General features: G+C 51.2%; 6 protein-coding genes and 1 pseudogene. 6 read left to right on the top strand and 1 reads right to left on the bottom strand.

All coding sequences use genetic code 11. The features are described from left to right. Nucleotides 1-122: 122 nt before the first annotated feature. The 3 genes from C2M17_RS01820 to C2M17_RS01830 all read left to right on the top strand — a co-directional run bounded on the left by C2M17_RS01820 (nucleotide 123) and on the right by C2M17_RS01830 (nucleotide 5,206). Nucleotides 123-1,163, top strand: a complete 1,041-nt coding sequence (locus C2M17_RS01820) for a Leu/Phe/Val dehydrogenase (protein WP_105199175.1) — start codon at nucleotides 123-125, stop codon at nucleotides 1,161-1,163. Between the two features lie 250 nt (nucleotides 1,164-1,413). Beyond that, nucleotides 1,414-2,073 (top strand): CatA-like O-acetyltransferase, encoded by a 660-nt coding sequence (locus C2M17_RS01825; protein ID WP_105199176.1) that lies wholly within the window; start codon nucleotides 1,414-1,416, stop codon nucleotides 2,071-2,073. Between the two features lie 274 nt (nucleotides 2,074-2,347). Beyond that, nucleotides 2,348-5,206 (top strand): ligand-binding sensor domain-containing diguanylate cyclase, encoded by a 2,859-nt coding sequence (locus C2M17_RS01830; RefSeq protein WP_158681451.1) that lies wholly within the window; start codon nucleotides 2,348-2,350, stop codon nucleotides 5,204-5,206. On the opposite strand, the gene C2M17_RS01835 is transcribed toward C2M17_RS01830, so the two are convergent. After that, nucleotides 5,203-7,569, bottom strand: coding sequence for a DEAD/DEAH box helicase (locus C2M17_RS01835; protein ID WP_105199178.1), 2,367 nt, complete (start codon nucleotides 7,567-7,569; stop codon nucleotides 5,203-5,205). The two genes, C2M17_RS01830 and C2M17_RS01835, sit on opposite strands and share 4 nt — an antisense overlap. Before the next feature lie 91 nt (nucleotides 7,570-7,660). Here C2M17_RS01835 and C2M17_RS01840 point away from each other — a divergent pair, with 91 nt between their 5' ends. From C2M17_RS01840 to C2M17_RS01850, 3 genes and pseudogenes are all read left to right on the top strand, one after another. Next, entirely contained in the window at nucleotides 7,661-8,488 is an 828-nt protein-coding gene (locus tag C2M17_RS01840; RefSeq protein ID WP_105199179.1) for a M90 family metallopeptidase, read from the top strand. Nucleotides 8,489-8,648: 160 nt separating this feature from the next. Next, nucleotides 8,649-11,854: pseudogene (locus C2M17_RS01845) on the top strand (amidohydrolase family protein). 153 nt (nucleotides 11,855-12,007) lie between these two features. Continuing rightward, entirely contained in the window at nucleotides 12,008-12,841 is an 834-nt protein-coding gene (locus C2M17_RS01850; RefSeq protein ID WP_105199180.1) for a Tim44 domain-containing protein, read from the top strand. Nucleotides 12,842-12,887 lie beyond the last annotated feature (46 nt).

The following is a 12,887-nucleotide window of genomic DNA, read 5'->3' on the forward strand; positions in this document are numbered from 1 at the left end:
TTGCATTGTTAACCAGTCGAGACTTTATCATCTCATTGAGTGGTAAGAGACGTGACTTAGTGATAGAGTCAGCGGCAATTTCAGCGCACCCGTATCTCGGGTATAAAGTTCGGAGAATAATAGTGGCTGTTTTTAATCAAGTTGACTTCGATAACCACGAGCAGGTGGTATTTTGTAGCGATAAAGAATCAGGCCTTAAGGCAATTATCGCAGTTCACAACACCAAGCTAGGTCCAGCGGTAGGCGGTTGTCGTCTGTGGAACTACGCCAGTGATGAAGACGCAGTAACAGACGTTCTGCGCCTGTCTAAGGGTATGACTTACAAAAACGCGGTAGCGCGTTTACCGTTCGGCGGTGGTAAGTCGGTGATCATAGGTGATGCGAAAACGATTAAATCGGAAGCTTTGTTCCGTGCCTTTGGTAAGCAACTAGAGCGTATGGGTGGTAGCTACTACTCGGCCGAAGACGTAAACATCACCACAGGCGATGTTATGGTTATGCACAAAGAGACCAACTATGTAATGGGTCTTGAAGGTAAAAGTGGTAACCCTTCGCCTTTCACCGCGCTAGGTACATTCCTAGGTATTAAAGCAGCGTATCAGCACAAGCACGGTCACCAAAACCTTGAGGGCGTCAAGGTGGCAGTACAAGGTTTGGGCGCGGTTGCTTACGACCTATGTAAACACCTGCACAATGCCGGTGCTGAGCTATTCGTAACAGACATCAATGAAGAGTCGGTTGCCCGTGTTGTTAATGCGTTCAATGCGACTGCCGTGGGCATAGATGAAATCTATGACCTGGATGTAGACGTATACGCACCTTGTGCCCTGGGCGCAACGGTAAACGACAATACCATTCCACGCCTTAAGGCTGGCATCATTGCCGGTTGTGCAAACAACCAGCTAGCCGAGTCTCGTCACGGTGAAATTCTGCGTGAGAAGGGCGTTCTTTACGCACCGGATTACGTGATCAACGCTGGTGGTATCATCAACGTATACTACGAGACGAAAGAAGAAGGTTACAGCGCAGAAGCGGCTACCAAGCACGTTGAGGGCATTTACGATACCCTGATCGAAATCTTCCAACGTTCAGACGTTGAACAGGTTTCTACGCACGTGGTTGCTGACGAACTGGCTGAAGAAATTATTGCCAACGGGCTTTAATCTTTTCTTATGCCAATTCTGTTAAGTATGTGATCAGATATAGCGCTGGATAAATGATGTGATAACAAGGCGGAACTTTTCTTATGTAGTTATTCTCCATAGAAAAATTCCAACGCAGTTAGCACGATATTTAGCCCGCTAGAATGATTAGCTATTTAAGTGAATTGGTATTACTTGCGCGTAATAGATTGCGCCGCAATGATGAATAAGGCATGCTCCAGAGCGTGCCTTTTTTATACGTAATTACCTTATGTCAACATCTTACACTCATGTCGATTTAGATAACTGGGAAAGGCAGCAGCACTTTTCCTTTTTTAAAGATTTCCAACAACCTTATTTTAATGTGTGCGTCAGCCTCAGAGCCGAACCCTTGTACGATTATTGTCGTGTTCAGCAAAAGTCTTTTTTCTTAGCCTATCTTTATTTGGCACATATTAGCGCCGCCGAATATTGGCCCATGGGTCTGCGCATTGTCGATGGCCGTCCGGTGCATTGTGCCAACCCCAGTATCAGCGTGGTGCAATTGGCGGACGATGACACCTTCCGTTTTAGTTATTTGCCTTCGGTGCAAGGTTTTAGCGAGTATTGTCAGCAGCACGCTCAGGCCAAGACCCGAGCCTTACAACAGCCCTTGTTTAGTGAAGGCTTTGCCGAAAGTGAAGGGCGCTGTGATTTAATTCATGTGTCTGTGCTGCCTTGGCTTAACTTTTCCGCCTTTTCTCACGCCACCCATGAGGGTAATGCCAGCGGTGTGCCTAAGCTGGTATTTGGCCAATATGATAAGGGCACCGGCAGCATGACCTTATCTTTAGATGTGCACCATGCGCTGATGGATGGCCTGCATAGCGGCCAGTTTATTGGACAATTACAGCAAAAATTTCGCGATCCGCAGCGCTACCTAACCGGCTAGTTAACAGTTAAGCCATGAAAAATGTGAAGGTGGACGCTAAATGATCAGGTAATCCTTTGTAATTACGCCACAAGCGTGTAAAGTGATACGTTCATCTTATGTTAATGTTGCCTCAAACCAAGAATTAAGAATTCAAATAGGCTAGGTGCGCTTTACTTTTATTTCCATGACGTTAATTTTCAGCATATTTACTTTTGTATTTTTGACTCTTGCTGCTTCTTTACAGGCAGTTGAGCAGATCCCTACGAGCTCCCCCGGCTCTGAAGTTGCCCCCGTGTTTGCAAATGCGGCTGTTAACGTCCCTGAAAATGTCCCCCTGAGTCATTATTTTGCTGAAACCTGGGATACCCGTGATGGCCTCCCTCACAACAGTATTAATGCCCTAGCACAGACTCCTGATGGCTATATTTGGGCTGGTACCTGGGAAGGGGTGGCGCGCTTTAATGGCCGTAAATTCACCTTGTTTACTCGCGGTGAGGAAACGGGTTTACCCGATTCCGGGATACGCAGCCTGAGCCTGGATAGTCAAACTCATGAGTTGTATGTAGCCGGCTCTCGCGGCGGTGTGAGCAGCGTCAAGGGCAACTTTTGGCAGGCCTTGCCTGCTGCAGCCTATATGATCAACTTTGCGCTGCGTGTAAGCGATGGCGCATTATGGCTGGCGCTTGAAGACGGAGGCGTAGTGCGTCGCTATCAAGGGCAAGATCTGCATTTTCTCACCGGAGCCAGCACTTACCATGTTCTCGAGCAGGGCGATAAGGTGTGGGTGGCCAGCAGCGATGGCTTATATGTTTATCAAAACGGGCAAATGCAGCGCCCTGAAACGACTAACAATGCCCTCAATGGCATGACTTATAAGCTGGCGCTGGATCATAACCAGCGCTTGCTTGTGGGTGCTGAGCAGGGCATTTGGCGTGAGGAGAACAGAGGCTTCAAGTTGCTGGATAAAGCGCTTAAGCATGAGTCTGTGTCGGCGGTGATGGTCGATTACCGTGGTGATATTTGGTTTGGCACCATTAACCACGGTTTGTTTCGCTACAGTGAGTTCGGCCTAGAAAAACTCGATGCCAATGTTGGCCTGCCGAGCAACCGTATTCTTTCTTTATTAGAAGACCAGGAACGCAGTATCTGGATTGGCACCAATGCCGGACTATTTCGCCTGCGTCAGGCTCCTTTTACCACTCTAAGCCACTCGCGGGGGCTCTCCGGCGATTATGTAAGAACCCTGTTAAGTCATAGCGACGGATACCTGTATCTAGGCACCAGCAATGGTTTAAATCGCTATCAAAATGGCCGAGCCACGCCCCTGGGGCAGCGCCCTGGCGCGCCCATTTCGGTATTAAGTCTGACCTCGGGCAGTGACGGCGGTATTTTTGTCGGCACCTATACCGACGGCCTGATGTATTTCGATGGGCGGAAGTTAACCAGCTATTTAAACCGTGATACCGGCTTGCCCAGCAATGAAGTGCGCGCCGTTTTGGAGCAGGATGACGGTGGTGTTTGGATAGGCACCGCAGGGGGGTTAGTGCACCGAGATAGGCACGGGCAGTTGCAGTTCTTTACCGATGAGGACGGTTTGCCGGGCAACTTTATTATGGCCTTAAGCGAAGATTATAAGGGGCGTATTTGGGTTGGTACTGGGGTTGGCTTGGGCTACTTCGAGCAGGGCCAGTTTTATCGGTTGTCGTTAGATGAGCAATTCGATACAGAGTATGCCTTTGGCTTTCTAATGGAGCCTGGGCAGGTATGGATGGCCACTGACCGCGGCCTGGTACGCTATAACGGCGAGACCGGACAATTGCAGAAGGTGGGCAAGGAGCAAGGCTTACCCGTTGATAAACTGTTTGCCGTGGTGGTGGACGAATTCGATTACTTCTGGCTCAGCAGCAACCGAGGCGTTATGCGCGTTAGCCGTGCAAGTATCATCGCCAGTATGGAGCAGCCCGCGCGGCAAATGGAATACACCTTGTTTGATCAGGGGGATGGCATGCTGAGCTCGCAAGCCAATGGCGGTTCTCAGTATCCGGCTATTTTGCATAACGACAATAATGTCTGGGTAGCCACTGCGCGTGGCGCCGTCATGGTGGACCCTAATAAACTCACCCGTATGGCTAATATGGCGTTGCCAGTGAGCATAGAGGCGGTGCAGTTCGATAGCCATCCGCAACAGGCCTATCAAAATACCGTGGTTGATGTGCCCCCGGAGCATAACCGTATTTCTTTTACCTATGCGGGACTCGGTTATGTGATGACCGAGCGTATTGAATATCAAACCCGCTTATTGGGCTACGAGCAACACTGGGTTGACCGTGGCAACCTGCATATTACCGAATACACTAACTTGCCACCGGGAAGTTATCGATTCGAGGTGCGCGCCCGATATCCGTATGGCATCTGGCAAGCAAGCGGTGCTGCGGTAGAGATTAAGGTAGCGCCCAAGGTCTGGCAAACTTTAGGCTTCAAAATATTTGTTGTGGCGCTCTTGTTATTGCTCTTGCTGCTTGTTTATCGACTGCGTTTTTATCACCTTAAACGCTCCGAAGCGAGATTGAAAAAGCGGGTGAAGGAGCAAACTCAGGTGCTGGCGAAGCAAGCGCAGGCCTTTGAGCATCAGGCCACTCACGACCAGCTGACCGGCATTGCTAACCGCCGTGCCTTCGACCAGTGGCTGGTGGTGCATTTTGTCCAAGCTCAACGTGACGGGCAGCCGCTGAGCCTGCTGTTATTAGACATAGATCACTTTAAGCAAATTAACGATCATTATTCGCACCTGGTTGGTGATCAGGTCATTGCTACCGTGGTGCAGATTATCGCCCGCTGTTTACCGCCACAAGCCCTGTTTGCGCGCTGGGGCGGTGAAGAGTTCACCATCTTATTCCCAGGCCTTGATGAGGATGGGGCGCTGTGCTGGGCACAACGCATTCGCCATCAGATAGCCAGTTATGATTACTCGGTGCTGGCCCACGGTCTGCAGGTCAGTGTCAGTATTGGCGCCGCCGATATCGACTGCGCGGTCAATGCCGATAGATTGTTATCACACGCCGATAAAGCCCTGTATCTGGCCAAAGAGCAAGGCCGCAATCGCTGCCTGGGTCATCGCCGGGATTACCTCTTGTGCGAAGAGCTGCCCTAGCGAATATCTACCACCTTACTGGCTTTTTTATAACGAATTTGCAGACCACTCCAACTGGGTAACTCCCAGCGTTTGGGTGGTTCTTTGCGCTCACCGCTGTGATAATGGACTATGACCCGCTTGGCCTTAAATAAATACTCAATATCTAGAGTCATGCCCGGCAACACCAGTTGCAGCGGAAAACGCTCCATAAACTCCTTGCTCTGCCAGGGCTCAAGCCCTTGGTAATATAGATCTTCCGCCTCAATAAGCATTAAATCTTCCTGGCTTTGAATTCCTAATTCAACAAGTCTGGCTCGTAAATGCTCGCCAGCGGTGGCAAGGCCTTGCTCCTGCTGGTGATAAAGCAGATAGAGATTATGGTAGGCAAGGGCGTCGCTCACCTGCTGAGCAACCCCGGGAAATAAGGTGCCATCTAATATCAGCTCGGTTAGCGCAGGCAGTAGCTGCTCATCGTCTACCCGGGTATCCATGCTAGTAAGGGTAACTTGGGCGTAGCTGTATGTCAGGGTGGCTCTTATTTCACCCGCCAGTCCCTCGTCCGTATTTACCTCATCGGGATGCCAGTAATAGTTGCTGAGTCTTGGTGTGGTCGGGGCAAATTCCAACACCTGCTTTAAGGTCAAAGGCGCGCATAAGGTTGCCAAAGTATCGGCGTGTTTTTTGCCTTTGCCCGCCAGTGCAAAAGTGGCCAGGACCAGAGCAGCTTCTTGTTCCTCGGTTACCAAGGAGTTTTTTGCCGGGCGAATTTCCAGTCCGCCATTGCCAAAGCCGCCGCGGCGGTTATCTCGGCGCACAAAAATACAATCCGGGCGCGCCCTGGCTATGGCTTGTATCAGCGCCTGATAATCGAAACGGGCGCAGCGTTCAATTTCGGGCAATTGATAGGCCGAGCGTAAATAATTGCTGTAGGTTTGTGCTTCAGTCAGAGCCGTCTCTTCTATGTGCAGGTGCTCATTGCACTGGCCGCGCAGCGCGGCGATGCACAGGGCGATATCACTGTGTTTAAGGTGCTCACCCAAGGCCTTGGCTAACTCGGCAAGTGTGTCTTGGTTTGGCAGCGAATAAAGCTGCGCCGGTGTGGCGATAACCGCAGCCAAGTCTATCATGGCCTGGCGCAAGGTGGAGCTGGGCATTTTTTCTATCAGGTAACCTAGCTCTGCATCCACGGGCAGGGGATAAATGCGTCGCCCCAACTCGGTGGCCAGGCCTTGGGCATCAATGGCATCGAGCTTGCTCAAGGTCTGTTTTGCCCGAGTCAGACTGGAAGGTGCCGGCGGCGTCAGCAGTTCAAGATTATCTATGGCAATGCCAGCACAGGCGCTGGCCAAAACCAACTCATCCAGGGCTTCGCGCTCTATCTCTACCGGCGTCTGTGCCAATAGCGGCGCATGCTCACCAAAAAGCGCGATATAAAGACCCGGCGCGGTGCGCCCACACCGCCCCTTACGCTGTAGCTGTGAGTCTCTGGCTATGGCATCGAGCCCAAGCACGGTTTTGCCTTTGCGCAGATGGGTACGCCGTTCAAGGCCGGAGTCTATCACACACTCTATTCCCGGTACCGTCAGTGAGGTTTCGGCAACGTTAGTGGCGAATATAATGCGGCGCTGCATGCCTTCTTGCATGGCACAGCGTTGCTCGCTCACTGGGCTGGCACCATGCAGGGCAATGCCCTCGGCGGGCAGGTCGCGACAGGCACTGAGGCAGCTGTTAATTTCCGCACGGCCGGGTAAAAATACCAGGATATCTTTGTTGCTGTGCTCTAACGCATAAGCGCAGGCCTGGCGCACCCGTGGGGCCAAGTCAAAACGCGAGGGCATACTTTGGCTGTTGTCAGCCAGATATTCACAGTCTATTGGGAAAATTCGGCCTTCACTGTGCAGGGTTTTGGCGCCTAAATAGCCGGCCAATCGATCATCATTGAGGGTGGCCGAGGTGACGATTAGGCGATGGCTGTTATGCTGCTTTAGCAGTGCCAATAACAGATCTGTATCCCAGCGACGCTCGTGGAATTCGTCCAGCATCACCACATCATAATCGCTTAGTTTATTTTCGAAAAACCAGCGCAAGGCCACCCCTGGAGTGGCAAACACCACTTGAGTCTGCTCACTCAGTTGGGCCTCAAAGCGAATGGCAAAGCCAATTTCTTGCCCAGGCTTTTGTTGCCTTTGCATCGCCAGATAGTCCGCCAGAGAAGTGGCGGCGATGCGTCTAGGCTGCACCACCAAAACGCGCCCCTGAGCTTTGGCCCAAAGGGGTAAGCAGGTTGACTTACCACTGCCTGTGGGAGCATGAACTATGACATTGTGGTGTTCTAGGGCGGCTAAAAAGGCCTGCTCTATCGCGTAGATGGGAAGCGTCATGATGTGTTTTTATTCGTGAATTTGTGTCGTTGAGATTGAAATAGCGGGCTAAGGGTCATATTTACAAGTAACTATGTCAAGGAATTAACAGATGATAAATGTCGTATTGATAGGCCTGATGCTGGTGTTTGTGCTTGTGTATTGGCGCCAGGACGAGTTGCGTTTGCGTCTATGGCGACGTAAATATCAAGGTGCCGCTTTAAACCAGGCACAACAGCAGTTACTGCAAAGGGCCATGCCCATCTATCGCGCCATGACGGATGCGGACAGGGCTAAGCTGGAGCGTCATATCTGTTGGTTTTTAGGAGAAAAACGTTTTTTAGGTCGCGATGGCTTAAGGGTCAATGAGGCCATGAAGCTGGTAGTGGCGGCCAATGCCAGTCTGCTTATGCTCAATAAACCCTGGCCGCTGTATCCCAATGTTAAAGAGATATTGCTGTACCCCAGTGCCTATTATGCCGGTGTGACCGAGCGCGATATGGCGGGTCTGGTCAGTTACCATCAGGTGGTACGTGAAGGCGAATCCTGGCCTGGCGGCACCCTGGTATTAAGCTGGCATGATGTGCTTGAGGGCAATCGCTTGCCCGGCGATGGCCACAACCTGGTGTTTCATGAATTTGCCCATCAACTCGACCAGGTGACCGGACAAACCAATGGCACACCTTTATTGGCAAATAGGCAAAGCTACCAGCGTTGGGGTGAGGTGTGTTCGCGCGCCTTTAATAAGCTTAAAAGCCATATCGCCTACAATATGCCTCATGTTATGCATGGTTATGGAGCCACCAATGAGGCGGAGTTTTTCGCCGTAGCCACCGAAACCTTTATCGAGAAGCCCGCCGCCATGCGCCAGTTTGATGCCGAGCTTTTTAATGTCCTTAAAGACTATTATCAGTTTGATCCCAGTGACTGGCAGCGCTAGTTGACGCATAAGCTAAGCTTGATTAAACACAAACCTAGCAATGAGAGCAATGGGGGGACATCCATCCCTCATTTTCGCCCATTAACCCCAACTGACTTTCCCTTTGTCGTACATTTTGCTTTAGTAGGGGGTGATAATAACTAAATCCGATGAGAACTCTATGAAGACTCCATTATACAGTGCCTTGGCACTGGCAATTTCCCTGGCATTGCCGTTGGCACAGCCCTTGGCGCAGCCAAATGCTTATGCCGAGGAAGCCAAAAAAGAAGAACAAAAATGGCAAGTAGACAGCCCTCAGGGCGAATTTTTGGATGCGAAAATCAGCGTCAACCAGGGCACCTGGATGAACGTGGATATCAGCCCAGATGGTCAAACCCTGGTATTTGACCTGCTCGGTGATATTTACACCATGCCCATTAGCGGCGGTAAGGCCACTCAGCTGACCTCGGATATAGGCTGGCAAATGCAGCCGCGCTTTAGCCCTGATGGCCAACATATCGCCTTTACCTCAGACCAAGGCGGTGGCGACAATATTTGGGTGATGAAGGTCGATGGCTCAGAGCAAACTCAAGTGACCAAAGAATCCTTCCGCCTGTTGAACAGCCCGGCCTGGAGCCCGGACGGCGACTTTATCGTTGCCCGTAAACACTTTACCGCCAGTCGTTCGCTGGGTGCCGGTGAAGTATGGATGTATCACAAGGCCGGTGGCTCGGGTGTGCAGTTAACGGAGCGCCCAAATGACCAAAAAGACCTGGGCGAGCCGGCGTTTTCACCGGATGGCCGTTATGTGTATTTCTCTCAGGATGACACCCCAGGTAAGACCTTCCACTATTCCAAAGACTCGGTGCAAGGCATCTACAAAATTAAGCGTTATGACCGCGAAACCGGTGAAATCGAGACCATACTAAGCGGCACTGGCGGCGCCATTCGTCCAACGCCATCGCCCGATGGCAAGACCTTGGCTTATATCAAGCGCGATGACTTCCAAAGCACGCTTTACCTCTATGATTTAGAGTCAGGTAAAGAAACCAAGCTGTACGATAAGCTTGAGCGTGATATGCAGGAAACCTGGGCCATTCACGGCGTGTATCCAACCATGGCCTGGACGCCGGATAGCGAGTCCTTGGTGTTTTGGGCCGGCGGTAAAATCCATAAGCTGGACGTAGACAATGGCGAGAGCGAAGAAATCGCTTTTGAGGTTGAAACCACCAAGTCGATTCAAAAGGCGCTGCGTTTTACGCAAAACCTGGATACCGATGAATTTGACGTAAAAATGCTGCGCAATGTGCAGGTGTCGCCGGACGGTGAAACCGCGATTTTCGAGGCCATGGGTCATATCTACAAGCGCGACCTTGAATCGGGCAAAATCAAACGCCTGACCAAGCAAGACGATCACTTTGAGTTTTTCCCAACCTTCTCACGTGATGGTAAGCAAATCGCCTATGTTACCTGGGACGACGAAAAGCAGGGCAGTGTGCGTGTTGTTTCTGCACGCTCGGGCCGCGGTGATACCCTAACCACAGAGCCGGGCAAATATGTGGAACCGGCATTTAGCCCGGATGGTGAAACCCTGGTCTTTAGAAAGTCATCCGGCAGCAGTTTGCTGGCGCCAGAATGGTCGCTTAAACCGGGTATCTATGCGGTCAATGTGGATAAGCCGAAAAAGCCTGAGCTAATCACCGAGCACGGCTATCAGCCGCAATTCGGTAAAGACAATGACCGCGTTTATGTGATGAGCCCTTGGCCTAAGCCGACCTTCAGCGTGGTTGAGCTAGAGAGTAAGAAAATTCGTAAGCTGTATGAGTCCGAGCATGCCACCGAATTCCGCATCTCGCCCGATGGTCAGTACCTGGCGTTTGCCGAGCGCTTCAAGGTATATGTAACGCCTTTCGTTGAGCGGGCAAAACCATCAGCATTGGCCCGAAAGACAGCCAGTTCCCGGTTGAACAGCTTTCTGTGCGCGCTGGTGAGAACATCAGCTGGAGCGGTAGCAGCGATCGCCTGTACTGGAGCCTGGGCCCTGAGCTTTACCATGCCTCTCTCGACGGTATGTTCAATATTAAAGGCGATGCCGATGCCGACTTTAAGGTGAAAAGCGGCGAAAATATTGGTTTCAAAAAAGCCATGGCCGAGCCTAAGGGTATGATTGCCCTGGTTGGTGCCAAGGTGATCACCATGAAGGGTGAGCAGGTTATCGAAAACGGCGTGGTGCTAACCGATGGCAAGCATATTAAAGCCGTAGGTGCACAGGCCGATGTGCAGATCCCTGAAGGCGCTAAGATAATTGATGTGGCCGGAAAAACTATTATGCCGGGGATCATCGATGCCCACGCCCATGGCGGCCAGGGTAGTGATGAAATTATTCCCGAGCAGAACTGGAAAAACCTGGCCGGTCTATCCCTAGGTGTCACCACTATTCACGACCCAAGTAACGATACTACGGAAATCTTCGCTGCCAGCGAAATGCAAAAAGCCGGCGAGATAGTGGGCCCACGTATCTTCTCCACCGGTACTATCCTCTATGGTGCTAATATGCCGGGTTACACCTCGCACGTTGATTCTCTGGATGATGCCAAATTCCATCTTGAGCGTTTGCAGAAGGTCGGTGCCTTTAGCGTCAAATCCTACAACCAGCCGCGCCGCGATCAGCGCCAGCAGGTGATTGAAGCAGGACGCGAATTGGGCATGATGGTGGTACCTGAAGGTGGCTCACTATTGCAGCATAACCTCACCATGGTGATAGATGGCCACACCACCATAGAGCACTCTATTCCGGCGGCCAATATCTATGATGATATTCGTCAGCTGTGGTCGCAAAGCGACGTGGCTTATACGCCGACGCTTGGCGTGGCTTACGGCGGTATCTGGGGTGAGAACTACTGGTACGATAAAACCGAGGTGTGGAACCACCCGCGTCTAAGTAAATTTGTCCCTAAAAACCAGTTATTGCCACGCTCTATGCGTCGTACCAAGGCGCCTGATCATCACTACAACCACTTCAATAACGCCCGTGTTGCCGGCGAGTTGCAAGACCAAGGTGTGTTAGTGAATGTGGGTGCCCACGGTCAACGTGAAGGCCTGGCAGCGCATTGGGAAATGTGGATGTTTGCCCAAGGCGGCATGACGCCCCTTGAGGTGATCCGCACCGCCACTATAGACCCGGCCAAAACCTTAGGTTTGGATAAAAATCTGGGCTCTTTGGAAGCAGGTAAACTGGCGGACTTAATTGTGATTGACGGCGATATCCTCAGCGATATTCGTCAGTCCGATAAGGTGCAATACACCATGATAAACGGTCGTTTATATGACGCCGAAACCATGACGGAAGTGGGTAAAAAAGCACGTACTAAGCTGTTTTTTGAATAACTCCTTCTAGGTTTTTCAGAGCATTTAGGCCCGTATTTTACGGGCCTTTTTATGATTAAAAACTGGGCATATAGCCTGCCTGATATCCCGAATTGCTTGCCTTAGGGGGCTGCTAAGGTACACTGCCGCCAGTATTTATTTTTAAGGATAACCATGAAAAATCTGGTAATTATGTTAACGCTATTGAGCGTGTTGTTTACCGCCAGCTTCGATGCCCAGGCGCGTAAAAAGTTTGGCTCGAAACGCACGACCGGTAAGACCGAGCAAACTCAGACCACACAAAAACAGCAAACCACGGACACCAGCACGGTGGCGGCGAAGAAAACCTCGAGCAAAAAAGGCATTATGGCCGGTGTGCTTGGCGGCCTGCTGGCCGGTGGTCTAATTGCCGCCATGATGGGTGATGACTTTGAAGGCGTGCAACTGCTGGAAATTCTATTACTTGCAGGTATCGGATTTTTACTCTTTAAGTTTATTCGCTCGGCGATGCGTAAAAACCAGCCGCGTCCCATGATGGCAACGCCGCATGGCCAGGCCTATGCGAGCCAGGGTCAGTGGCAGCAAAGCAGTGCCTCGGCTCAGCCTCAGCCGCAACCTAGCTCTGTGCCCATGCAACTACCGCCGAACTTTGACCAGGTCGGCTTTATACGCGCTGCCAAAGAGCACTATGTCACCATTCAGCAGGCCTGGAATGACAATAACTTTGACCTGGTGTCGGAGTATTTGGCTCCCGAGCTTATCGAGGAATTTAAGGCCCTGCGCGCCGAGCAGGGTGAAGTACTGACAGAAGTGTTGTTTGTTGATGCCAATATTGTTCGCGCCAGCTGCGACAATGATGTGTGGGCTATCAGCATCCACTTTAGCGGCCAGTATCAGGACCGTATTGCCCATGCTAAAGAGCGCATCGATGAGATTTGGCATATGGAGCGTAAAAACAGTGAAGCGGCGCCTTGGTTGATCGTCGGCACCGAAGACTTGGTTGACTAAGCCAAGCGCTAATTTTCTCTAACAAGGCCGCAGATGCGGCCTTTTT

Origin of the sequence: Pseudoalteromonas sp. T1lg10 (assembly GCF_002964545.1) — a bacterium.
Lineage (GTDB): Bacteria > Pseudomonadota > Gammaproteobacteria > Enterobacterales > Alteromonadaceae > Pseudoalteromonas.

Excerpts from the sequence above, each read along its gene's own strand:
- C2M17_RS01825 (WP_105199176.1), top strand. The coding sequence starts at position 1,414 with ATGTCAACATCTTACACTCATGTCGATTTAGATAACTGGGAAAGGCAG.
- C2M17_RS01835 (WP_105199178.1), bottom strand. The coding sequence starts at position 7,569 with ATGACGCTTCCCATCTACGCGATAGAGCAGGCCTTTTTAGCCGCCCTA.
- C2M17_RS01840 (WP_105199179.1), top strand. The coding sequence starts at position 7,661 with ATGATAAATGTCGTATTGATAGGCCTGATGCTGGTGTTTGTGCTTGTG.
- C2M17_RS01850 (WP_105199180.1), top strand. The coding sequence starts at position 12,008 with ATGAAAAATCTGGTAATTATGTTAACGCTATTGAGCGTGTTGTTTACC.